Origin of the sequence: Shewanella corallii (assembly GCF_023349125.1) — a bacterium.
Taxonomy (GTDB): Bacteria; Pseudomonadota; Gammaproteobacteria; order Enterobacterales; family Shewanellaceae; genus Shewanella; species Shewanella corallii.
On record NZ_JAKIKT010000006.1, the window covers coordinates 112,527 to 136,397 of the forward strand.

Sequence of the window (23,871 nt, forward strand, 5' to 3'; positions counted from 1 at the left end):
GTTTTAATTCCAATGGAATTTATCAACAAGATTAAGGCCCTGCTGGTCGGGATAAAAAATTGGTTGTTGGTCACCTTTGGCCAGCTTAAAACTTCCGCCGAAGGAGGCAAAGCCAGTGCCTCCAGTGGCTTGAAGTCACTGTGGAACTCACTGACCTTTTCCCAGCATTGCTACCTGGTCGCTTCGATAGGGGCTGTGGTGGTTTTGTATATGACCAGTGGCGATGTTGAAAGTTATAGTTTTCAATTCCTGGGGCTGCTGGCGCTGGCGGGTATTACCGTTGAGTTTTGGCCTAAGTTTCTTAAGGTTTGGGAAAGTCTGCAGGGGCGAGCCTTAATCCTGCTGTTTTATGCTGTGGTTGCCAATTTTGCCCTGGGTAACGCATCCGGGCTGGTGAATGAGGTGACAGGGGTCAGCGCTGGGGCTTTGCCCTACAGTCATAATTTTGCCCTGCTGCTGAATATGCCCGTGTGGTTTTTTATCACCTCGCTGGTGGCCTTGCTGTTTTGGCAACTGCTGATGCCTTTCTATCTGTTCCTGCTCCTGCTACTTAAGCTATTTGGGATGCACGGCCTGTGGCACCCGCCCCATTACAGATATGTATTTACCACCGCATTGGTACGTTATGCGTGGAGCTGGGTGTTGTTTACCCAGTTGTGGTTTTTTGGCCATATGACAGGTATAGCCGGTAATGAGGGAGTCGATGCTGACTATTATGCTCAGTTTACGACTGAGTTAACCGAGGCGATTGAGCAAGAGGAACAGCTTAAACAGCAGGAACTGTCTGCAGAGGAACTGCAGATCGCGCTGGATAAAATTGCTGAAGGTAAAGAGGAGCTGGAAGTCATGGTGTCCCGGGCCGATCAATTTTACCTGAGGCAAAAACAGTTGCTGGCCTGGTTTGTGTTTGATTACGAGGCGGACGGTAAGTCCCGTTGCCAACATCCACCAGGTTCCAAAGTGGTAGAGCTGAATGATTATGAGATTCTGCTGATCACCGACCAGCAGAATTATGACACTGACAGCGAAATAGGATACCAATATCAGGTCTTGCCCTGTATTTCGCCGGCATTGGGCCGTGAGTTCTTACCTGCTCAAACCCAGCCTTAAGAGTGAGGCTGCAGGTTTACTGTTGCCTCAGTCTCTGTGTCGCCATAGATAGGTCACGGCCAGAGCTGCCGGTATGATTAGCAGGACAATGACCATGGGGACGCTGGATTTAATGGCTTCCACATTGAGTGAATAAACACTGATAACGTCTGACATATCCGTGATCAGCCTTAGCGCCAGAATGAGCAGCAATGCTCGGCGTGACTTCAGTGCCAGAGCCAGCACTATGCCCAGTGCCATGGCGATGTTACGGGTGATATAAAGTTGCGTCACATAGTCCAGTTCAGTTGCGCCCGGGATGAAATCGGCCGGACTCATGGCGGTTCCAGCAGAAAAGAAGAGGACCAGAACCACTTGAATCAGGGCTACAAGCCAGACCCAGAGTGGTAAAAATTTTTCTGATGAGTTGTCCAACGCTTCCCCCTGAATACCTAACTGTCCTGATTTCATCACCCAGCTAAGGTTGCGACTATTGCCAACTACCTTTGTGGGGCGGGGTGCCAATCAGCATAAAGGTCAAAAATGTCGTATACAGGGGAAACCACATAAAGATATTGGCAGAGCCTGTCATGGCAGTGATGGCCATGTGCAGGATTGCAACCGTGGCCAATCCAACTGAACCTGTGATGAAATGCTGCTTTTTATTCTTGATATTCATAGTTTTTCCTAAAATAAACATGTCCGATACAGCTATTCGGTTATTACAGATAACTCAGTGCAGAAATAAACAAGCCACAGCAAAATAAACAAAACACCAATGCCGTGTTGCATAGAGTATTTTCAACCTAACAAAAACCTTCTCTTAAAAACAATAGCGAACTCCAGTTTGTAATATTGAGTTGTGAGTGCTCGTTTTATTCAGTAATAGCGTCATGTTTCAGATTGAGCGGCGCAAATAAAACCTGGGCGATTAAAGTGAATGCTATTTGTAAGGTATTGATATATTTGGCTGTTAATCGCAAAATATTTGGTTTGTGTAAGCAAACAGCCAGGGAAAGGTGATGTCTCAGCAGCGGATTTACAGCAAAGAGCGTACAACTGCCAAAGGATTGTACATAGCCGCTGGCGTTCTGTGTTTTGCGGCCCTGCTAATCCAACTGACAGATAACTGGAGTATCGGCCTGTTTCTGCTCTCCTCGCCTTTTCTGGCAATGGGTCTCCTGCTGCTGATTATCGGCAAGTACCATGACAACAAGTATCGCAGGCTCGGTAAGAGTGTGCTGGTGCTGCCGACAGACAGGTGCGAACTTGGGCTGGCAATAAAAGCCAGAGTCGAGATCGAAAAGCCTGAGTTTAACCGGGTCAGCAGAATTCAATTAAGCTGCCTGCGGCGAGAGAACTCAGGTAGCGACGACAACAAGATTGCCAGTTATCAAACCCTGTGGTAGCAGGATATCGAGGTCAATGCTTATTGCCAGCGGGAAAGCACCTGGTTGGAGTTTGAGTTCACTATCCCGACGGATAAAACCCCGACCAGTCGGCGTTGGTTTGCGCAATATCGGGTGCTTTGGGAGTTATCATTTGAGTATGTTGAAGCTTTGACGGCGGTAAAGCGCAGTTGGGAAATTCAGGTTGTACGTCCGGACCTGAGCGTACTCAAGGGCCAGAGTCTTTGAAGTTAGCTCATATCCATAGAAGCAGTGTCTTGATATAGCGCTGTTTGAGGAGAGAGGTTATCAGTGACCATGTAAATTGCTTAAAGCCTGTACATTGGTGTCCTCTCAATAGCACGGTATTCTGAATACAGTGTTCCGGAATAAACTCGTTGTAAAATTACTTCTTCTGACCGTTTAAATAAGTGAAAACTAAAGTCGTTGAGAAACAATGTCTAACGTTTTTGCTTGCCAATTTTATTAAAATATCCAAAAAGAATAATCTGAATATTTATAACATTGTGCTTACGCTTTGTTTCATTGTTCCAAAGATTGACCGTTGTTAATATTCGCGCACTTTCAGCTTTGAATTAATCCATATGCAAAATCATGATCAAACTGCCTCACTGAATCCTATTCTTGTTCAGGGTGCGATGGACGTAGAAATTGAAACTCTTGTTGAAGCCCTGTCTGACGTAAGAGTCAAAACGTTTGGGTCATGGACTTTCTGGGAAGGTCAAATCAAGGGCTATCCAGTAGTGGTTTCCCGCACCGAAATCGGTCTGGCCAACGCTGCAGCTTCAACCACTTTGGGTATTGAGCATTACAAGCCAAAGTTTGTTATCAACCAAGGGACTGCCGGTGGTCACGACCCCAAGCTGTTCCGCGGTGATATTGTTGTGGGCACCAGCAGTTTTAACATGGGTTCCTATAAGACTGAGTTCACTGAAAAAGGTCAGGGTATGCACCCGACCCAATGGCAGAACTTTGATATGACCATGTACCTGCGTGAAAACGGCGAAGTGGTTAAACACAACCATTTTAAAGCTGACCCTGAGCTGGTTAAGCTGACCATGTCTCTGGCATCGAGCTATGACAAGGGGCAGGTAGTGGAAGGTGTGATTGGTACCGGTGATGAGTGGAACCGTGAGGTTGACCGCATCAACTGGTTCCATGAGAACTTTAATACAGCCATTGAAGAGATGGAAACCTCCGCAGCAGCTATGGTGGCTGAAGCATATAAGATCCCGTTCGTCAGTATTCGGGTGCTGTCCAACACAGACCAACACGGTCAGGACTTTGAGCCACAAACTGCAATTGATTGTCAGCACTTTGTGTTGAATGTCATTGATGAATTAATCAAGGCTCAGTAATTAATTTCAGGGTATATAAATATCCTCATCCAAATTAATTAAAAACAACTGTTCCAATAAATATAATGTCGGACTCTGTATTAATGTCAGAGTCCGGGGTTTAACTCGTCTCTTTTATTAACGACAGATATATAAAATGCAAATCTTAGTTAGTATTCTGGGTATTGTAACCCTGCTCGCTATTGCCTATTTCGCTTCTGAAAACCGTAAAGCCATTAATTACCGCACTGTGGGAGTCGCTTTCCTGCTGCAGCTGACTTTGGGTGCCTTTGTGATGTACTCGTCCTTCGGTCAGTCGGTGATTTACTCCATGGCAGGTGCCGTATCCACTGTGATTGGTTACAGCAATGAAGGTATGTCCTTTATGTTCGGTGGCCTGGTCAGCGATAAGATGTATGAGCTGTTTGGGCCAGGTGGTTTCGTTATCGCCTTCAAAGTACTGCCAATTATTGTGTTTTTCTCTGCTGTATCTGCCGTGCTCTACCATCTGGGCATAATGCAGCTGGTGGTGAACTGGGTTGGTGGCGCACTGCAAAAGCTGCTGAAAACCAGTAAAGCGGAATCCATGTCTGCCAGTGCCAATATCTTTGTGGGCGTAACCGAAGCGCCACTGCTGATCAAACCTTATATGCCAAAGATGACCCGCGCCGAGCTGTTCGCCGTGATGTGTGGTGGTCTGGCGTCCATCGCAGGTACCATGCTGGCCGGTTATGCCCAGCTGGGTATCAAGATGGAATATCTGCTGGCGGCTTCCTTTATGGCGGCTCCGGGCGGATTGCTGTTTGCCAAGTTGCTGATCCCTCAGACTGAAACCGTGTCTGACGAAGAGCTGGAAGTGGTTGAAGAGGATAAGCCAAAGAACGTTATCGATGCAGCGACAGCCGGTACCATGAGTGGCTTGTCACTGGCATTGGCGGTTGGCGCTATGCTGTTCTCCTTCGTCAGCCTGGTGGCCTTGATGAACGGTATGCTGGGCGGTATTGGTAGCTGGTTTGGCATTGAAAGCCTGAGTATGCAGATGATTCTGGGCTATCTGTTCGCTCCAATCGCATGGTTGATGGGGGTCAGCTGGGATGAAGCTATGCTGGCAGGTTCCTTTATAGGTCAGAAGATCGTAATCAATGAGTTCTTCGCCTATATCAACCTGGCTCCTTACCTGTCCGGTGAGGCGATTGTCGAAGCCACTGGTCAGCCAATGTCTGAGCGTACTCAGGTGATTCTGTCCTTCGCCCTGTGTGGCTTTGCCAACTTTGGTACTGTCGCTATCGCCATCGCCGGTATCGGCGGCCTGGTACCTGAGCGCCGATCTGAAATCGCGACTCTGGGTCTGAAAGCGCTGGCAGCAGGTATCCTGTCCAACCTGATGGCAGCTACCATTGCCGGATTGTTTATGACGCTGGCCTAAGACTCAGGTAAATTATCGGTATAAAAAAGCCGCTAACTCTGAATGAGTAAGCGGCTTTTATCTTATAGTCGGAAAGGATTTTATAACTGGCGTGGCCCCCATAACTATTTAAATTCTCCATAGTTAAAGATTACACCTGTCCCCGTCTGAAGTTGCCGGAGGGAAATGACTTCAATAGCAAGTCCCGTCATGGATGACGGGACAGACACCGTTGAGACAGGGATGTGGAATCGGTGGTGGTTGCGTGTAGTGAAGCCATTTTACGATGGGTCACAACTTCAGTTGGGGCGGCAAGGGAGATGCAAGAGGGAATTGCTGTTGATCCCCTCTTGCCCGGGTGTGGGCTGGAAGCCCACGACGTTTTGCTAAGCGAAGCTTAACTAATCCAATGCAGCAGGCATAAGCCCTTGAGTGACGTTCGACTTACATCTGCAAAGAAAAAACCGCCCACTCTTCAGCCTGGAAAGTGGGCGGCTTCTTTTAGCTATGCTTAAGCGCATGAGCGCGCCAATTACCGCATGGTAACAAACTCTTCAGCCCCGGTTGGGTGAATGGCGACAACGGCATCAAAGTCCTTCTTGGTGGCACCCATCTTCATGGCGACACCAAAGCCCTGCAGGATCTCATCCATGGCAAAACCAATACCATGGATACCGACCACAGTTTCATCCTCACCGGCACACACCAGCTTGAACTTACACTCCTGACGGTGGGCAGTGACGGCAGTGTACATGGACGCGAAAGTGGAGGTGTAAACCTTCACATTGTCTTCGCCATACTGTTCAACAGCCTGAGGTTCGGTCAGGCCCATGGTGCCGATTGGCGGGTGGCTGAATACCACTGTTGGCACATTGGCGTAATCCATGGCAGCGTCATGCATGTTGTTGAACAGGCGCTCGGACAATAGGCGACCGGCTTTTACGGCTACCGGCGTCAGCTCGATACCGCCAGCCATAATGTCACCTACACAATAGATGCCTTCGGCAGAGGTATTTTGCTGGGCGTCGACAAACACGAAGCCACGCTCGTCAACGGTCACATCGGTATTTTCCAGGCCGATTTTATCTGTGGCTGGCTCGCGGCCAATTGCCCAGATCAAGCAGTCCACTTCAAAGCTCTCGCCATTTTCCAGCGTCAGAGTCAGGCTGCCATCGGTGTTCTTCACCACCTCTTTTGGTGTGCTGAAGGTGTGCAGGTTTGGACCTTCTTTCTCCATAAAGCCGGTCAATGCTTCAACCAGCATAGGATCGAAGCTGCGCAGTGGCGCGTGCTTACGTACAAACAGATGGGTCTCTGTACCCAGAGCATGCATCACGCCGGCGATTTCCACCGCGATATAGCCTGCGCCAACCACAGCCATACGCTTTGGCTGCTCAGTCAGCTCAAAGAAGCGGTCTGAGTCGATACCGTATTCGGCACCGGGAATATTGGGGATACTTGGACGACCGCCGGTAGCGATCAGGATATGGTCGGCAGTGTAATGCTCGCCATTGACCTCGATGGTGTTGTTGTCCACAAAGCGGCCGTAACCGTTAACCACAGTGACCTTATTGCTCCCCAGGCCACGTTCATAGGCTCCATGGATACGATCGATATAGGCACAGCGGCTGCTGACCAGTGTCTGCCAGTCAAATTTATTGATGGTGACATCGAAACCATAATCTTTGGCATACAGGTTCATGGCTTCTGCCACCTGAGCGCCGTACCACATCACTTTCTTGGGGACACAGCCTACATTTACACAGGTACCACCCAGTTGCTTGGCTTCAATCAGCAAAACCTTAGCGCCACGCATGGCTGCCCGGTTGGCTGATGCAATACCGCCGCTGCCTGCGCCGAGGCAGATATAATCAAAGTGTTGTGCCATTTCGGTCTCCATTTCAGTCACGGCCACTGTCCAGATTTCGGTGCCGCAATTTTCTTGTTGTTGTGCCGAATACTGCCAAAAACTGTGACGCAGGGACAGCCTTAAATGTTAAGGCGTCGCAATAGAGAAACTTTAGCGTGCCTGACACTTATGGTGATCACCTGTAGCCGGGCCCTCAGCACCACATTTCAGACACTGCCACTCCTGCATTCTGACCTTACGCTCCTGCGCATGGTGTCCATATTTTTGCGTGCCGGCTTTTTCCAACTGTTTGAGACGTTGGTCAAGCCAGCGACAAAATGGGTCATTGGCAACGCTGGTACGATTGGCCAGTTGCTGTTTCCGGCTCAGCTTCCTGGATTTCTTCGCTTTGTCAGAGACCTGCTTTTCGTTGGATTTATTGCGGTGGGCTTCGGGACTTGGTGTTGCAGGAGCAGGCATCTCAAGCGCGCTTTGCTGTTTTGGAATGGCTATGGGGTTGCCATGCTCATCCAGCACAGTGTCCAAAGGCAGAGGGTCTTTGCTCCATGAGTGAAAGCTCAGCAGGGCGAGCAGTAACCCGGCGATACTCAAGTGCAGTTTCATCAGTCAATCACCCAGGTAAGAAGTACCCCTCCCCAGGTGATATCGCTGCCGTCCGGTACCTGATCGGCGCCGCCATACTCACGCCGGATATCTGTGCCGATAAAGGCATGATGCAGATGCAAGGTCGCACTCAGTTTGTCACTCCATTGCCAGCTGGCCTCAATCCCTATCTGGGTGTGATTATTGCCATCATGCTCCTCGGTCACATAGCCATAATCAAATCCTTGCAGCAGATAGGGAACCAGTACCCATTGTTCGCTGAGCTGCCACTCATGGGCCAGAGCGAGCTCAATGAAATAACCTGAGTTTTCGGTAGCATAGGTATAGTTGGCCGAAGGAGTTAACCAATCCCAGCCCGTGTAGGCCAGGTCGGCGAACACCTCATTGTCGTGGGTCCGCTCCAAGCCGTAGAACTCTATTCTGTGGTATCCGGCTGACAGCTCAATATTGTCAGGCGTATCGAAGCCATATTCGACTCCGAATTTGGCTTCTGAATAATCCAGACTGTCACCGCGGATCAGCTCGCTATACAGAGTAACTGACTGCCAGTTGGCGCTGAGCAAGGCCCAGAAACGGCCTGTGTCATCAAGTGTGTCCCGGCCCTGTTGCACATAGTTGCTGTCCCAGGCGGCAATGATTTCAGAGTCTGTGGGGACAGCCTGTGCTGCTGAGATTGAGCCAGTGGTTGATGCTATGAGTGCGGCGAGAGGGGCAAAGCGTCGCATTTGTCATCCATGATTGAATAAAAACAGTGCTTTGAGTGTAGTTCTCAGCTTTGGAGGCTGCCACTTGGCGTGAGATAGGATTACTTGCCTCTGCATCTGTCCAGATCGCTTCGCCCAGGGCCATCAGAGTAGCACTTGAGGCATCTCCACTCCCATTCCCGTGTCTGCAACTCCCTTTGGTGGTGGCCATATTTCTGGAAGGGCGCACTCTCAAGCTGGGTCATTCTTTGGTCGAGCCAGCGGCATGAAGGGTCATTGGCAACAAATGGACGACGGCTGACTGCAGGCTTGCCAACGCTGACATACTTTCTGTTTGAAGGTGACAGGCCTGTGTTTATGGGTTTGGCAGTCTGCTTTTGCGGCGAAATATTAATGATGCTGGCGCCATCAGAACGTATCTGTATTGGATTTCCATCGGCATCAAAAGCGCCCTCCGGTTTATCTCCCCAAAGGATTGGGTTGCCATCGGAATCTTTTATTGTATTGGAAGGTGCTACAGGCTTGGCCTGCAGAGGGAGTACAAATGTAGCGAACAGTAGAGGTGTTAGATAAAGCTTCATTGCGTCCATGCTCAGAGGTTTTTTACGAGTGTACTCCTCCAATGCTGAAAATCCATTGATGCAATCGACATAAGCCACCTTGAATAACGCTTAATCAACCCTTATCTATACTTGCAGAGAAGTTGTCATTTTTTTGAGGGAATCATATGACCAATCCTTTGCTGAGCAGTACCGAGCTGCCGGTTTTTTCCCAGATTAAACCGGAACATATTCAGGAAGCTGTGGAAACAGCAATCAAACGCTGCCGCGATAAAGTGGAAGAGGTGACTGCCCGTGGACAGGGGTACACCTGGGATAACCTGGTGGCACAGCTGGATGAGGTCGATGATGAACTGAATCGCATTTGGTCTCCGGTTTCCCATATGAACTCTGTGCTCAGCACTGAGGAGTGGCGCGCCGCTCACGATGCATGCTTGCCGCTGCTGTCTGAATACGGCACCTGGGTCGGTCAACATCAGGGCTTGTATCAGGCTTACAAAGAGTTGGCTGAGTCCGACGAATTCGCGACTTTGACCAAGCCGCAGCAAACTTATCTGGAGCACAGTCTGCGTGACTTCGAGCTGTCCGGTATCGGTTTGGAAGATGAACAGAAAGTGCGTTATGGCGAAATTGCCAAGCGTATGTCCGAGCTGACCAGCACCTTCTCCAACCATGTGTTGGATGCGACCCATGCCTGGGAAAAATTGATCACAGACGAAGCTGAGCTGGCTGGTTTGCCGGATTCCGCCAGGGCGGCGGCAAAAGCCATGGCGCAGGCTAAAGAAAAAGAGGGCTGGCTGTTCACTCTGGACTTCCCGTCTTATCTGCCGGTAATGAGCTACAGCGAAAACCGTGCACTGCGTCAGGAGATGTATACCGCTTACGTGACCCGTGCGTCTGATGTTGGTCCCAATGCCGGTGAGTTCGACAACTCAGAGGTGATGAATGAGATCCTGGCGCTGCGCCACGAGCTGGCCAATCTGCTGGGCTTCGACAGCTATGCGGATAAGTCACTGGCTACCAAAATGGCCGAATCTCCGGCTCAGGTGATGGCATTTCTGAACGAACTGGCACTGCGCTCCAAAAAGCAGGGCGAAGCTGAGCTGGCGGAATTGAAAGCCTTTGCCAAATCTGAATTTGGTGTCGATGAGTTGTCACCCTGGGATGTGGGCTATTACGGCGAGCAGCTGCAGCAGCACAAGTATCAAATATCTCAGGAAGCTCTGCGTCCATACTTCCCTGAAGAGCGTGTGCTGTCCGGCATGTTCTACACTGTTTCCCGCCTGTTCGGGTTGAAGATCGAAGAGCAAAAAGAGTTCGATCGCTGGCACAAAGATGTGCGCTTCTTCCATATCTATGACGATAAGGGTGAACAGCGTGGCAGCTTCTATCTGGACCTTTACGCCCGCAGTGGTAAGCGTGGTGGAGCCTGGATGGATGAATGTCGCGTTCGTCGCACTACCACCACAGGTTTGCAGCAGCCAGTGGCTTACCTCACCTGTAACTTTAACGGGCCGGTTGATGGCAAGCCTGCGCTGTTTACCCATGATGAAGTGACGACTCTGTTCCATGAGTTTGGCCATGGTATTCACCATATGCTGACCCGTATTGATGTGGCTGGTGTGTCCGGTATCAACGGTGTGCCCTGGGATGCGGTTGAGCTGCCAAGTCAGTTTATGGAGAACTGGTGCTGGTCTGAAGAGGCTCTGGCCGAAATCTCTGGTCACTATGAGTCTGGTGAGCCTCTGCCTAAAGATATGCTGGATAAGATGCTGGCGGCCAAGAACTTCCAGTCCGGCATGATGATGCTGCGTCAGTTGGAGTTCTCTCTGTTCGACTTCCGCATTCACCTGGAGTACAAGCCAGAGTTGGGAGCCCGCATTCAGGAGACCCTGAACCAGGTGCGTGAGCAGGTTGCTGTGGTTAAGGCGGTTGACTTCAATCGCTTCCAACATGGTTTCAGCCATATCTTCGCCGGTGGCTATGCCGCAGGTTACTACAGCTACAAGTGGGCTGAAGTGCTGTCGGCCGATGCCTTCTCCCGCTTTGAAGAGGAGGGGATCTTTAACCCTCAAACCGGCGCCGACTTCCTGCATAACATCCTTGAGATGGGCGGCAGTGAGGAGCCAATGGAGCTGTTTAAACGCTTCCGTGGCCGCGAGCCGCAGATTGATGCTTTGCTGCGTCACTCAGGCATTGCAGCCTAACTCTCTGGAGTGAAACAAAAAGCGGCTCAGGCCGCTTTTTTGTGTCTTGTCCCGGTGGCAATTCCCGGTTAATTGTTACAAAGCGTCAACCTGTGTTTCTTTTTTAATCATTGCTGGGTAGATTGAAGGCCTGAAATATAACGGATACAGGATGTCGTTCATGCCCTTGCTGCCGCTTGTTGTTAGCCTGCTTCTACTGATATCGGCAATGTCCCATGCCGATGACGGTATCGATTTCTATGAGCAAACCCTTAAGGTGCCCTTTAAGCTGACTCATAAAGTGGTGCCGGTTGAATTGCTGAACAATCCTGGCAAAGAGTTGATGGTGCTTGGGGTTGATGAGCTGCAGCAAAAATGGTTGGCGCTGTTTTTTCAGCGGGACCCAAATGCTCCGGGTACCTACAGTTTGCTCGGCAAGGTAAAGATTCCTCCCAACTTTTATCGATTCGATATCCACGAGCCTGACAATGATCGACAGGGCCAAGTGTTTTTTCTGTCCAACGATACCCTTTATCAGTTCAGGCCTGAGCACTTTTTGGGGATCCCAGCTGAGGACAAGCTGTTTGAACCTGTAGCCGAGGTCGATTCTCTGTCTCTGAAGTCCCGCGTTCCTTTTCTGACCCGGGGAGGGCTGGTGCATCAACTCGATAAAAATCCCTGGCCGGAACTGGTGGTTCAGGGGCTGAATGGGGTGACTGTACTGAGTAACGTCGGTGGGCGTAAAGGCCTGGTGACGCACACTTTGCCTGTGACACCGGATATGCTGCTCTACAGCAATGGTGCACGATATATGCAGGCGCGCCTGTATCCGGTCGATGCCAACTTTGATGGTTTGAAAGATCTGCTCAAGGTGGGTGAAGGCGATATGGAGGTGTTCTGGCAACGCCTGGATGGCAGCTTTACTGAACTGCCTGATTATCTGCCTGTCAGCCAGCCGATTAACGGCCTTGAGTGGTGGTTTCACCGGGATGCCTGGGGAGAAGATCCGGATCAAAGCAATATGGTCTACCGCTTCGTTGAGCATATTGACGATGTCAATGCGGATGGCATCAGTGACATGGTGGTTCGCTATGCCAAAAGTTCAGGGGTGTTGGACAGAGTCAATGACTATGAGATCTATTACGGCCGACGTAACAAAGAGGGCAAGCTGAGCTTCGCCAGAGAAGCCGATACAGTGATCAGCGGTGAAGGTACACTGACAGGATTCGAATTTGAGGATCTGGATGGTGACGAGCGACTCGAGGTGCTGGTAGCCGGTTTTGATATTGGTGTATCACAGATTATCAGCGCCCTGTTGGCGGGCAGTATTGATGTGGATGTTTATCTGTTTCGCCTGGATAACGAGGATAAATTCAGTAAACGTCCCGGCTTTGAAGAAACCGTTGAGCTGAGTTTTTCCCTGTCATCCGGTCAGACGGGAGAGCCAGTGATTCTGCTGGCCGACGTCAATGGCGATGGCTACAAGGAACTCATGTTATCAGCCGATGAAGACAGTTTGCAGATTTTCCCCGGGGTTGCCGGTACGACCATGTTCAGCAGTCGCAGCAAAGAGGTGAAGTTACCTTTACCGGACTCTGGAGACTACGTGGTAACGGATGATATTAATGGCGATGACCGGGAAGATATTGTGTTCAGCTACAGCCGCGAGGCCAGTGATGACAAGCAATCCAGCTTCGTGGTGTTAATTGCGACGCCCAAAGTCTGAGGAGTGTGACTCACTTCACTCTTTCCATCTGGTATGACCTCTGCTAGCCTTTTGGCATCAATCCGCAAGGCGGATTACAGAGGTCAAACAGGAAGCAGGGAAAGATGAATCTGATATTCAGGATGTTTTGGTTGTTTGTGTGGCGGGTGCGTCATTGTCGTCGTATTGGGTTTCTGGACACCAGTGTGATCCGTTATCGGGCGCTGCCAACCGACTGTGATATCAATATGCACCTCACCAACTCCCGCTATCCCTCTTTTATGGATCTGGCCCGCACCTATATGTTGGCGGAAATGGGCTTGCTCAAATCCTTCCTCAAACGAGGCTGGATGCCAATCGTCAACGCCTCCGAATTTACCTATATCAAGGATATCAAACCCCTGCAGACCTTTGATGTAGAAAGCAAAGTGGTTGCCTGGGATGAAAAGTATTTCTATATCGAACAGAGGTTTGTATCTGAGCGTGGTTTGCACTGCATAGTGCACGTTCGTGGCGTGTTTGTTTGCAAAGGTAAGCAGGTCGCCATTGAGCAGTTGATTGAAGCTGCCGGTTACAAGGGTGATACCCCTGAGATGCCACCTGAGGTGGTGAAGTGGAAGCAATTTCTGGAGTTAAAGAAGCAGTGTAATTTGCCGGTTAAGTCTGCGGCTTAAGTCAGGTAACTACAGTCCTGCTGTGAAGGCTCGTTGGTCTCGAACAGTTCCAGCTCGTCCAGTACCAATCTCCACGAGCCCCTGAGATTTCCCTGATCCCGATAACGACTCAGGTGGCTCAACTCTCTGAGTTGATGGCTTACCCAGGGGTGACGCAGGCAGGGTAAGAGTGCGCAATCTGCCAGGGTAAAACTGTCACCGCACAGCCAGTGACGTCCGGCCAATTGCTTATCCAGCTCCTGCAAAAACTCGGTCAGCTGCTTTTGCAGTCTTACAACGGTTAGTGTCTCCTGCTCGCCAATCGCGCTGTCCAGCTGCCCCAACGCATGGTTCAGGTCGTTGTCGATCAGTCGATCAAACAATCTGACCTCCAGTTCACGGGGGTGATTAACCGGTAACAGGCAGGTCCCTGAATCAAACTTATTATCCAGGAAGTCGATGATGATGCTTGACTCAGGCAGCACATTGCCTGTGTCTGTTCGCAGCAGTGGCAGTTTGCCGTGGGGATAGAGTTTGAGATATAAGCGGTGAACTTCCGGTACCCGTAAGTCTGTGACTCTGGGATTAAAGTTCACCTGCTTTTCATACAGGGCTATCAGTACCTTCTGGGAAAAACGCCCCAGCGGGAAGTAATACAGCTCCAAAGGTACAACTCCTGAGTAATGGTCTTACATTAACTCTAGCAGCTGTACACCTTTTGGCTGAGAAACTCTGCAAATGCCCTGACTTTTGGTGGCATGCCCTCTTCAAATCTGTGGGTCAGAAACACACCTCCCTGATTTAAATGGTAGTCAGGTAATAACCGCTCCAGTCTGCCAGCTGCCAGTTCGCCCTTAACCAATGACTCAGCGATGGGGGCCATGCCCATACCCTGCATGACCATTTGCAGTATGCCCACCGCCTGATTGCACACCTGAGCCGGGGTAATCCGGATACGGAACTCTTCGTTGTCACTGTTGGCCAGTACCATAGGGCGGGGCATCAGATGATGGCCACTGCAGATCCAATGATGTTGCTCAAGATTGTCGGGATGAATCGGGCGACCGTGTCCGGCAATGTATTCAGGTGAAGCTACCAGAATCTCACGATACTCCGACAGTTTGAGGTGTTGCCATTGTTGATCCAGTCCCGAGCTGGTCGCCCCCCGGGCCTGACCGGCATAGATAGCGAGGTCGATATGGTGTTCTTCAAGGTTCAGACGCATATCTTCAAGCTGCAGGTTAATTTTGAGCTTGGGATACTGGCGGGCGAACTCGCCTAATCGGGGCAGCAGATGGCTTTGCCCCAGTGCATGGGGAACGCACACTTTCAGGCTGCCCTGAAGCTCTGCGCTGCTGGGCAGGGCGGCATTTTCTGCCTGTTCTGCGAGCTGTAGCAGCTCGGCGCAATATTGATAAAACTGGCGGCCTGCATCAGTCAGGCTGACTTTGCGGGTGGTACGCTCCAGCAGTTTGTTATCCAGTCGGGTTTCCAGCTTTTTAAGATGCTGGCTGACCATGGAGCGGCTGACGCCGAGTTTGTCGGCTGCCCGGGTAAAGGAGCCCTGTTCCACCACTGTGGCAAACACCAGCATTCGATAGAGTTGAGAAGCGTCCATATCTGCCCTTATTTGTTATTCCTGATTAACAAACTAGCTGAATAATCGAGAATTATCTAATTCCAATCCAGTTTTTGTCTATCGAACAAACTGATTAGCCAGTGGCGCAGGGACTTGATATAACAGGCGACAATCAAAGACATTTCGGGGGCCTGAATGGAGTCATTCAAGCAGATTTATCAAAGAGCGGCAGAGCGCAAAGGCGGCAAGGCAGCATTGGAAGCCCTGTTACCATCCGGGCGCAGCCATGAGGAGATCGCGGCGCTGGGAGATGACAGGCTGCTGTCTGCCATGAGCATGCAGGTGATGAAAAGCGGTTTTGTCTGGCGGGTGGTCGACAACAAATGGCCCGCCTATGAAGAGGCTTTCTTTGGCTTTGTGCCGTTCAAGGTATTGATGATGTCTCCGGAGCAGTTATCCCAAAGGGCATCCGATCCAAACCTTATCCGCCACGCTAAAAAAACTCAGGCCATCTACGATAACGCTCTGATGGTGCAGGAGCTGGCCGATAAGCACGGCAGCTTTGCCCGTTTTATCGCAGACTGGCCCGAAGACAATATTATTGGCCTGTGGGCTGAGTTGAAAAAACGGGGAACCCGCCTGGGTGGCAATACCGGGCCCTATTTTCTGCGCACCATTGGCAAGGACACCTTTTTGCTGACCGGTGATGTGGAGTCTTACTTTAAAGGACATAAGTTGCTGGATGCCAGCGCCACATCCAAAAAGGGCATGGCGCAGATCCAGGCTGCATTTAATCAGTGGCAGCAGGAGTCCGGGCGTTCGTTGGCTGAGATCAGCCGCATTCTGGCCTGTGGGGTTGGCGATAACTTTCTTTGAGAGAAAAGCCTGAAAGCATCTGACACGAAGAAAAGCATGAGCTGGTTCAAGGCTATTCTTCGTGTTCTTTCAAAACGAAGCGGCTTCGTGGTTGATTGTGAGCTTGCTTGGTAACCTCAGAAACTCTTGCTGACGCCAAACACCAATCGGTCATCAAAAATAATGGTCTGAGTGCCATACACCTTATGGTCTTCATCCACTGTACTGCCATGGTATCTCAGGTCGAAATCCAGACCGATAAAGCGCTTGTTGACCCCCAGATTCCAGTGCGCCCAGCCCTCTGCCGCATCATCTGAGTCGTACAAATCCTGATAGCCCACAGATCCAGATACTGTCCAGCCACTGATTTGATAGCTGGGGTGCAGGGCATAGTTGATCCCTTTCCAGCCTTCGACCCCGAACCAGTCATCCAGAGTGGGAGTCACTTCCAATTGCAGGTTGAGGTCATCGAACGCACGACTGACCCTGAGCCATAGCTCTGTGTAATTGGAATATGAAGCCCCCGGGTACAGATAAGCGAACAACATGATGTCGTAATTGAAGCCGGAGTTCCCTATTTCACCAAACTTGCCGATATAGGGGGCGGTAACTATCTCCAGATTGGGATCCTGAAATTTGATGTTGGATGCAAATGCGCCCAGGTACCAGCCGTTATCATGGGTCCAGCCCAGCGTGCCCTGAACCACTGGCACTTCGCTGTCCAGGGTTTCCGACTCACCCCGGAATACATAATCTGTCGCGAAGGTAAGTTTGCCCCCGACTGTGCCACCCGCCACCCTGTTTTCATCGGTTTCTGCCGCCAATACAGTGCAGGGCAGTGCGGTGATCAGGGCCGCCAGCATCCATTTGCAATCCATCCCTTTACTCTCCTTATATCCACTACTGAAAAGATAGATGGGAACGCTGGCTTTCTCCATTCCCCGAAAGGGTGTTTGTGGCAAGTGAGATCTTCTGTTGCCAAACTGTTAAGTCGCGTTTTGTGCTGAGTCGACTTGAGGTTAAATGAGATGTTTTAACTGAATGTTCCCAGCCCTTTGCTTTTGGCAAGGTGTTGTAAAATAAACGCTGTTTTAATTCACCATGCCCGCCAAAGCCTGTCACAACAATGTTTTAACAAGTGCTGTTGAAATAATTTAATATTTTCATTCGTTTACACTTTTCATCCTTATATCCGCTTGTTGATACCTTTTGGGTATGAGATAAATGCTCGCTAATTTTTATCCATATCAAATTTTCATACTCTTGCTTGGACTCAGGCGGGAGTATTGGTGCTTAAAACTCAGGAGTTCAGATGCGGCAAATGCTTACAATTGCCACAGTTATTGCTGCGGCGCTGTGGATCGTAGGGTGCGATTCACAGGAACAGCAGGCACAGGCGCCGAAAGGCCCTCAAAGTGTGCCTGTGGATGTGATCAAAGTGGCGGCAGCGCCGCAGGCGATCACTCTTGAATTGCCCGGACGCAGCCGCGCCTATATGGAAGCTGAGGTTCGTCCACAGGTAAACGGTATTGTTGAAGCCCGCACCTTTGTTGAAGGTGGTGAGGTGCAGGAAGGTCAGTCTCTGTACCAGATTGATGCTGCTCCTTATGAGGCCGCTTTGGTTTCAGCTAAAGCTGAACTCAAGCGTGCTGAAGCTGCTTTGGCATCTACCAAGGCCACGGCTTCCCGATTCAAAGAGTTGGTGAAGAGCAAATCTGTGAGTCAGCAGGACTTTGATCAGGCCCAGGCCGCCTATCTGGAAGCTCAGGCCAGTGTTGCCATGGCGAAAGCCGCTATCAACACTGCTGAGATCAACCTGGAATATACCAAGGTTCAGGCTCCTATCTCTGGCCGTATCGGCAAATCCAACGTGACGCCTGGTGCCCTGGTTGGTGCCGGTCAGGCGCAGGCACTGGCGATGATCTCCCAGCTGGATCCAATCAATGTGGATATCGTCCAGTCCAGTACCGAAATGCTGCGTCTGAAGCAGCGTATTGCCAATGGTTCTCTGGTACAGCCGGATAACACCAGCGTGACCCTGATCCTGGAAGATGGCACTGAGTACAAGCACAAGGGCAAGCTGCAGTTTGCTGAAGTGACAGTAAACGAAGACACAGGTGCTGTTGGCCTGCGCGCTGAGTTCCCTAACCCTGATGGCCTGCTGCTGCCGGGTATGTTTGTTCGCACAGTACTGAACGTAGGTACTGATCCCAACGCCATTCTGGTTCCTCAAAAGGCCATTACCCGTAACCCTAAGGGGCAGGGTGTTGCCATGGTAGTGAATGCAGAGAACAAGGCCGAGCCACGTATGGTTGAAACTGCTGAAGTGATCAACAACCAGTGGTTGGTAACCAAAGGCTTGCAGCCAGGCGACCAGGTGATTGTGGCTGGTCTGCAGAAGATCCGTCCGGGTGCTCCGGTTGCACCAGCGCTGGTGACCAAGGCTCAGGCAGAAGCAGAATAATTTAAGGCAGTTTTATGGCTCGATATTTTATTGATCGCCCAATTTTTGCCTGGGTGATCGCCATTATTATTATGCTGGCGGGGGTGATGGCCATTAAAGGCCTGCCCGTGTCCCAGTATCCCAGTATTGCGCCGCCGACGGTGGCAATTACGGCTAACTATCCGGGTGCGTCTGCCAAAACGGTAGAAGACACGGTTACCCAGGTGATTGAACAGCGTATGACGGGTCTGGACCATCTGCGCTATATCAAATCTACCAGTGACAGTTTCGGTAACGCGGAAATTACCCTGACCTTCAACGCGGAAGCGGATCCTGACATTGCGCAGGTACAGGTGCAGAATAAGCTGCAGCTTGCGATGCCTTTGCTGCCTCAGGAAGTGCAGGCCCAGGGTGTCAGCGTGGCCAAGACCAGTGCCGGCTTCCTGATGGTTCTGGGCTTTGTGTCTGAAGATGGCTCCATGGATAAGGCGGATATTTCCGACTATGTGGCTGCCAACATTCAGGACCCTATGAGCCGGGTTGCCGGTGTGGGTGATATTCAGCTGTTCGGTGCCCAGTACGCCATGCGTATCTGGCTGGATCCGCTGAAACTCAACCAGTACAACCTGACCACCAATGATGTGATCATGGCGATTCGTGAGCAGAACGCTCAGGTCTCTGCGGGTCAGCTGGGTGGTACCCCTTCTGTGAAGGGCCAGGAGCTGAACGCCACTATCTCGGCCCAAAGCCGTCTGCAGACTCCTGAAGAGTTCCAGCAGATCGTGCTGAAGTCTGATGTTTCCGGTGCCAAGGTCTTCCTGGGTGATGTTGCCAAGGTTGAAGTAGGCGCTGAAAACTATATGGTGACCTCCTTCTACAATGGTCGCCAGGCTGCCGGTATGGCAATTCAGCTGGCAACCGGTGCCAACGCACTGGAAACGGCTGAAGCGGTTATGGCCAAAATCGATGAGATGAAGCCTTTCTTCCCGCAGGGGCTGAATGTAGTGGTGCCGTTTGATACCACCCCATTCGTAGGCAAATCCATTGAAAGCGTAGTGCACACTCTGCTGGAAGCCGTGGTACTGGTATTCCTGATCATGTACCTGTTCCTGCAGAACTTCCGCGCCACTCTGATCCCTATGATCGCAGTGCCTGTGGTATTGCTGGGTACCTTCGGTATTCTGGCGGCCACTGGTTTCTCCATTAACACCCTGACCATGTTCGCCATGGTACTGGCCATTGGTCTGCTGGTGGACGATGCCATCGTGGTGGTGGAGAACGTGGAACGTATTATGGCGGAAGAGGGCTGCAGCCCATTGGAAGCCACCCGTAAGTCGATGGATCAGATCACCGGCGCCCTGGTGGGTATCGGTCTGACATTGTCTGCGGTATTCGTTCCTATGGCCTTCATGTCCGGTTCTACCGGTGTGATCTACCGTCAGTTCTCTATCACAATCGTATCGGCCATGGCGCTGTCTGTGCTGGTGGCTGTGATCCTGACCCCGGCCCTGTGTGCCACCATGCTTAAGCCTGTGACCAAAGGTCACGCGCTGACGGATAAAGGCTTCTTCGGTGCATTTAACCGTTGGTTCGACCGTTGGACCAACCGTTATGAGTCCAGTGTTGGTGCCATTATCAAGCGTACCGGCCGTGTATTCGTTATCTATCTGGCGCTGGTTGTGGCAACCGGTTGGGTGTTTATGCGCCTGCCTACCGCCTTCCTGCCAGACGAAGATCAGGGCGTTATCTTTACTCAGGTAATCCTGCCGGCCAACTCGACCCAGGAAAGCACCCAGAAGGTGATGGATAAAGTCACCAACTACCTGCTGGAATCTGAGAAAGAGAACGTACAGTCTGTATTCGCAGTATCCGGCTTCAGCTTCGCGGGTATGGGTCAGAACATGGGTATCGCCTTTATCGGTCTGAAACCATGGGATGAGCGTACTGAGCCAAGCCAGAGCGTAGAGGCGATTGCGGGCCGCGCCATGGGCTACTTTATGTCTATCAAGGAAGCTTTTGTATTCGCCTTCGTACCGCCAGCGGTACTGGAGTTGGGTACAGCCAATGGTTTCGACCTGTTCCTGCAGGACAAGAACGGTCAGGGCCATGACGCATTGATTGCAGCTCGTAACCAGCTGCTGGGTATGGCCGCTCAGGACAAGAACCTTGTGGGTGTGCGTCCAAACGGTCAGGAAGATGCGCCTCAGTATCAATTGCATATCGACCACGCCAAACTGCGCGCCCTGAGTCTGAGCATTAATGATGTGAACTCAGTGCTGGCAACCGCATGGGGTGGCAGCTATGTGAACGACTATATCGACCGCGGCCGGGTGAAGAAGGTATTCGTACAGGGTGAAGACCAGTACCGTATGCAGCCTGAAGATCTGGATAAGTGGTATGTTCGCAACACCAAGGGTGAGATGGTGCCATTCTCTGCATTTGCCACCGGCAGCTGGGAATTTGGTGCGCCTCGTCTGGAGCGTTTCGGCGGTCTGCCTGCGGTGAACATTCAGGGTGCGACAGCTCCTGGCTACAGTACCGGTGATGCCATGGAAACCATGGAGCGTCTGGCTAAGCAGTTGCCTCCTGGCTTCGGCATCGAATGGAACGGCCTCTCTTATGAAGAGCGTCTGTCCGGTAACCAGGCTCCTATGTTGTATGCCTTGTCCGTGCTGGTCGTGTTCCTGGTTCTGGCAGCTCTGTATGAGAGCTGGTCCGTACCATTCTCGGTCATTCTGGTGATCCCGCTGGGTATTATCGGTGCCTTGCTGGCGACCTATGGTCGTGGCCTGAACAACGACGTGTTCTTCCAGGTGGGTCTGTTGACCACGGTAGGTCTGGCGACCAAGAACGCCATTCTGATTGTGGAATTCGCCAAGGAATACTACGAGAAGGGTGCCACCCTGGTGGATGCAACCCTGCACGCGGTGCGTGTACGTCTGCGTCCAATTCTGATGACCTCGCTGGCATTCGGTCTGGGTGTTGTACCTCTGGCCATCAGTACAGGTGTAGGTTCTGGTGCACAGAACGCCATTGGCACCGGTGTTGTGGGCGGTATGCTCAGCTCCACCTTCCTGGGTATCTTCTTCGTGCCGCTGTTCTTCGTGATTGTTGAGCGTATCTTCAGCAAGCGTGAGCGCGATGCCAAGAAGGCAGGTAAGGCGGAATAACTTGTCTATACAAGTTGTTGATTGATGAAAACCCGGCTTTTATGCCGGGTTTTTTGTTTTCGTTTTGGCAACGAAAGGGTGCCCTGGTGGGCTGCTGGTGCAGGGGGATTTAGTTTGCCAAGCTACGCTTGGCCGAAGTCGTGGGTCTCCGACCCACACCCGGGTTAGGGGTATTGCTCGTCCAATACCCCTAACAACCTCAAGGACACCCCAACCAACGCTGAAAACTCCTGAGGCTCATTTCGAAAATAGGCTAACGCGACAAACGCTCGTCCATGATTCGATGTCGCTGCTTCGGCATCCATGCCTTGCTACACCATTTTCTCAATCACCTTCGGCAGCGTCGGACGGGGACCGGTGTATTCCTCAAGCTCAGAGTTACCCCAAATTTACTTCGACGAGCCTGCTATCTTTCGGTTTTTAAATTTATGATTTTATTGGTTGAATTCAGTTGCTGTTCCGCCCGGACAGGATGGGAAAACGGGCAGCCGCGTTATTAACATGCTATGAGTCTGAAGTAATGGAAGAGTTAATCGGCTTAGATGTAATTTCTATATCGGCACCTCAAGATCGTAGTGAATTTACAGTTAGACTAATTGGTGAAAATAGAGAAATCAGAAATATCCGTTTTGCCAATGATGATGGTACAAAGATGAGAGTAGACTTCTCTCATATATCTCTGAATATAATCTATGATCACGACGGAAATACTGTTTCACTGGGTGAGCTCGAAGCTATTAATCGTATTGATAAGGGTTTCGAAATTGTCGGCGATTTCGGCATTATTTGGCTTGAGTGCAGTAAGTGCTTCCCCGCAACTTAACTCATAACAATTGCCTCCAAGGAATTTGCTACTGATGCGTCTGCCACAAATGTTATTAGTCAAAGAGTATTAGCATATGGAGCTAGGAAAAATATATAAAGGGGTGTCCGTTAACGAGTTTTACGTAAGGCGTGAGGGTGATTCATTCCTAGTTTCTTTTTCTTTTATTGCTTCTGATGAGATTGTTAATGTAAACCTCATTGGAGTTCGGGATCCTGACGGTCTATGTGAAATATTGAGCGCAGATAGACTTTGGGTAGAAAAGTCTGAGGACTCCCAAGTTGAATTTGGTGGCTACACTCTGGGCGTATCCCATGAGTATTATACAGTGATTGTCTTTGATGCTTTATCGTAGTTTAACTAACAATCAGCACAGGCTGCCGGAACACTTTTTCGCTTCTTCATCGCGACAAATCGTCCGCAGCTGCGGGCGTTAGATGAGTGGAATGATGATAACGATCGATAAAATGACAGGAACGGTAAATGTGGACGGTTATCAGATTAAGCCGAGCACGAAGTTGGCCGAGCTCCCTGAATCATTCATGACAGGTCAGGAGATGACCGTACAAGTGATACGAGAGAAAGTCCCCTGTACGTTTTCATCATTCATTGAGGCCACAGATAGTCTTGAGACCAAAGTAAACTTAAGATTTGAGCGTGACAAACTGGTTAGTGTTTTTATTCACCTGACGGACTTAACTAAAAGCTACAAAGAAGCCGCTGATTTCTACTCAAGCACACCTGAACGTAAGCAAATGCATCTTGATTGGTTGCAGTCAAAACTGGGTAAGGGACAGGACACTTACACTTCTTATCAGTGGGGTAAGGTTGGCGTCGCACAAGACCGTAGTGATAATGTCCATATATTTATACACAATCAAAACAATACCTGGGCGCTATAGCCTAAAGAGAATTGAATGAGATACGGTGGTCCAAACTTCGAGAAAAAAGGATACGTTTCGATTTGGGTAAGCAAAGTTACTCTGGATGAGATTCCTGAAGACTATTTTGAGGAGAGGTACGGGGAGGAATATGAGGATATTTCTCTTAGCCAGTGGTGCGAGAATTTCGGTTTTGGATACTACGACCATGATCAAATAGAGGACAATGGCGTAGCAAAAGGAAGTGACTCTTTAGATCGAATTCTAGGTGAATGTTCTTTTTCAAAGTCGTTCGTGGATCATGCAGTTTCAATGGGGAGGAAGAGAGGGCTGGATTCAGTATCATGGGTTCGATGTCTTTATGATTGGTCATATTCCACATCGGTGACAGGAATCAACGACGATCCCTATATGGCTTTTCTCGGCTTTTTTGAATACGACTCCCGAGCGGAAAGTAAGTACGAGCCTCAGTTCCAGTAGACTGAAGGTCATCATCAGGCATGCTCTCGATAGTCAAAATGGTCAGCTGTTTGGAGGCGGTCGAGGACATTGCTGCTTGTACCAATCTCAGATTCAACCCCTGCTCCTAAGTCAGCCAA

At 50.5% G+C, this 23,871-nt stretch carries 24 protein-coding genes; 15 read left to right on the forward strand and 9 right to left on the reverse strand.

The window, feature by feature from the left end:
* Positions 1-12 precede the first annotated feature (12 nt).
* Entirely contained in the window at positions 13-1,110 is a 1,098-nt protein-coding gene (locus L2725_RS15300; protein ID WP_249249720.1) for a hypothetical protein, read from the forward strand.
* 27 nt (positions 1,111-1,137) lie between these two features.
* Here L2725_RS15300 and L2725_RS15305 read toward each other — a convergent pair whose 3' ends face one another.
* Together L2725_RS15305 and L2725_RS15310 are read right to left on the reverse strand one after the other, a co-directional pair.
* On the reverse strand, positions 1,138-1,428 hold the full coding sequence (locus L2725_RS15305) for a hypothetical protein (protein WP_249249721.1): 291 nt from the start codon (positions 1,426-1,428) through the stop codon (positions 1,138-1,140).
* A 151-nt stretch (positions 1,429-1,579) separates the two neighbouring features.
* Entirely contained in the window at positions 1,580-1,768 is a 189-nt protein-coding gene (locus L2725_RS15310) for a hypothetical protein (RefSeq protein ID WP_249249722.1), read from the reverse strand.
* Positions 1,769-2,111: 343 nt separating this feature from the next.
* Here L2725_RS15310 and L2725_RS15315 point away from each other — a divergent pair, with 343 nt between their 5' ends.
* The 4 genes from L2725_RS15315 (at position 2,112) to L2725_RS15330 (ending at position 5,261) form a co-directional block, all read left to right on the forward strand.
* Positions 2,112-2,498, forward strand: coding sequence for a hypothetical protein (locus tag L2725_RS15315; protein ID WP_249249723.1), 387 nt, complete (start codon positions 2,112-2,114; stop codon positions 2,496-2,498).
* Between the two features lie 45 nt (positions 2,499-2,543).
* Positions 2,544-2,726: a hypothetical protein gene (locus L2725_RS15320; RefSeq protein WP_249249725.1), complete on the forward strand. Its 183-nt coding sequence runs from the start codon at positions 2,544-2,546 to the stop codon at positions 2,724-2,726.
* A 356-nt stretch (positions 2,727-3,082) separates the two neighbouring features.
* The gene (locus L2725_RS15325; RefSeq protein ID WP_249249726.1) at positions 3,083-3,856 is read left to right on the forward strand and encodes a 5'-methylthioadenosine/S-adenosylhomocysteine nucleosidase; all 774 of its coding nucleotides are present in this window, start codon (positions 3,083-3,085) and stop codon (positions 3,854-3,856) included.
* 136 nt (positions 3,857-3,992) lie between these two features.
* Positions 3,993-5,261, forward strand: a complete 1,269-nt coding sequence (locus tag L2725_RS15330; RefSeq protein ID WP_248936853.1) for a NupC/NupG family nucleoside CNT transporter — start codon at positions 3,993-3,995, stop codon at positions 5,259-5,261.
* A gap of 511 nt (positions 5,262-5,772) precedes the next feature.
* Here the strand turns inward: L2725_RS15330 and gorA are convergent.
* From gorA to L2725_RS15350, 4 genes are all read right to left on the reverse strand, one after another.
* A complete protein-coding gene (gorA, locus tag L2725_RS15335) occupies positions 5,773-7,128 on the reverse strand; it encodes a glutathione-disulfide reductase (protein ID WP_249249727.1) in 1,356 nt (451 codons plus the stop codon).
* Positions 7,129-7,260: 132 nt separating this feature from the next.
* The gene (locus L2725_RS15340; RefSeq protein WP_249249728.1) at positions 7,261-7,713 is read right to left on the reverse strand and encodes a hypothetical protein; all 453 of its coding nucleotides are present in this window, start codon (positions 7,711-7,713) and stop codon (positions 7,261-7,263) included.
* Positions 7,713-8,438: a hypothetical protein gene (locus L2725_RS15345; RefSeq protein ID WP_249249729.1), complete on the reverse strand. Its 726-nt coding sequence runs from the start codon at positions 8,436-8,438 to the stop codon at positions 7,713-7,715. Before L2725_RS15345 ends, L2725_RS15340 begins: the two co-directional genes overlap by 1 nt.
* 80 nt (positions 8,439-8,518) lie before the next feature.
* Positions 8,519-8,998: a hypothetical protein gene (locus tag L2725_RS15350; RefSeq protein WP_249249730.1), complete on the reverse strand. Its 480-nt coding sequence runs from the start codon at positions 8,996-8,998 to the stop codon at positions 8,519-8,521.
* Positions 8,999-9,144: 146 nt separating this feature from the next.
* Here L2725_RS15350 and prlC point away from each other — a divergent pair, with 146 nt between their 5' ends.
* From prlC to L2725_RS15365, 3 genes are all read left to right on the forward strand, one after another.
* Positions 9,145-11,184, forward strand: a complete 2,040-nt coding sequence (gene prlC / locus L2725_RS15355; RefSeq protein WP_249249732.1) for an oligopeptidase A — start codon at positions 9,145-9,147, stop codon at positions 11,182-11,184.
* Between the two features lie 151 nt (positions 11,185-11,335).
* Positions 11,336-12,889, forward strand: a complete 1,554-nt coding sequence (locus L2725_RS15360) for an FG-GAP repeat domain-containing protein (RefSeq protein ID WP_249249733.1) — start codon at positions 11,336-11,338, stop codon at positions 12,887-12,889.
* A 104-nt stretch (positions 12,890-12,993) separates the two neighbouring features.
* A complete protein-coding gene (locus L2725_RS15365; protein ID WP_249249734.1) occupies positions 12,994-13,542 on the forward strand; it encodes a thioesterase family protein in 549 nt (182 codons plus the stop codon).
* Here the strand turns inward: L2725_RS15365 and L2725_RS15370 are convergent.
* Together L2725_RS15370 and L2725_RS15375 are read right to left on the reverse strand one after the other, a co-directional pair.
* On the reverse strand, positions 13,539-14,186 hold the full coding sequence (locus L2725_RS15370) for a glutathione S-transferase family protein (protein WP_249249735.1): 648 nt from the start codon (positions 14,184-14,186) through the stop codon (positions 13,539-13,541). The genes L2725_RS15365 and L2725_RS15370 overlap by 4 nt on opposite strands.
* Before the next feature lie 35 nt (positions 14,187-14,221).
* Positions 14,222-15,139 carry a LysR family transcriptional regulator gene (locus L2725_RS15375; protein ID WP_248936862.1) on the reverse strand — a complete coding sequence of 306 codons (918 nt, stop codon included), beginning with the start codon at positions 15,137-15,139 and terminating at the stop codon, positions 14,222-14,224.
* A gap of 156 nt (positions 15,140-15,295) precedes the next feature.
* Here L2725_RS15375 and L2725_RS15380 point away from each other — a divergent pair, with 156 nt between their 5' ends.
* The gene (locus L2725_RS15380) at positions 15,296-15,976 is read left to right on the forward strand and encodes a DNA-3-methyladenine glycosylase I (RefSeq protein WP_249249736.1); all 681 of its coding nucleotides are present in this window, start codon (positions 15,296-15,298) and stop codon (positions 15,974-15,976) included.
* A 116-nt stretch (positions 15,977-16,092) separates the two neighbouring features.
* Here the strand turns inward: L2725_RS15380 and L2725_RS15385 are convergent, their stop codons facing one another.
* Positions 16,093-16,833 carry a TorF family putative porin gene (locus L2725_RS15385; RefSeq protein ID WP_249249737.1) on the reverse strand — a complete coding sequence of 247 codons (741 nt, stop codon included), beginning with the start codon at positions 16,831-16,833 and terminating at the stop codon, positions 16,093-16,095.
* Positions 16,834-17,267: 434 nt separating this feature from the next.
* Here L2725_RS15385 and L2725_RS15390 point away from each other — a divergent pair, with 434 nt between their 5' ends.
* The 6 genes from L2725_RS15390 to L2725_RS15415 all read left to right on the forward strand — a co-directional run bounded on the left by L2725_RS15390 (position 17,268) and on the right by L2725_RS15415 (position 23,752).
* Positions 17,268-18,419: an efflux RND transporter periplasmic adaptor subunit gene (locus L2725_RS15390; RefSeq protein ID WP_249249738.1), complete on the forward strand. Its 1,152-nt coding sequence runs from the start codon at positions 17,268-17,270 to the stop codon at positions 18,417-18,419.
* A gap of 14 nt (positions 18,420-18,433) precedes the next feature.
* Entirely contained in the window at positions 18,434-21,568 is a 3,135-nt protein-coding gene (locus tag L2725_RS15395) for an efflux RND transporter permease subunit (RefSeq protein ID WP_249249739.1), read from the forward strand.
* A gap of 520 nt (positions 21,569-22,088) precedes the next feature.
* Positions 22,089-22,391, forward strand: coding sequence for a hypothetical protein (locus tag L2725_RS15400; RefSeq protein WP_162807139.1), 303 nt, complete (start codon positions 22,089-22,091; stop codon positions 22,389-22,391).
* Positions 22,392-22,467: 76 nt separating this feature from the next.
* The gene (locus L2725_RS15405) at positions 22,468-22,746 is read left to right on the forward strand and encodes a hypothetical protein (RefSeq protein WP_248936867.1); all 279 of its coding nucleotides are present in this window, start codon (positions 22,468-22,470) and stop codon (positions 22,744-22,746) included.
* 82 nt (positions 22,747-22,828) lie between these two features.
* Entirely contained in the window at positions 22,829-23,293 is a 465-nt protein-coding gene (locus L2725_RS15410) for a hypothetical protein (protein WP_115136499.1), read from the forward strand.
* A gap of 15 nt (positions 23,294-23,308) precedes the next feature.
* Positions 23,309-23,752, forward strand: a complete 444-nt coding sequence (locus L2725_RS15415; protein ID WP_249249741.1) for an immunity 22 family protein — start codon at positions 23,309-23,311, stop codon at positions 23,750-23,752.
* Positions 23,753-23,871 lie beyond the last annotated feature (119 nt).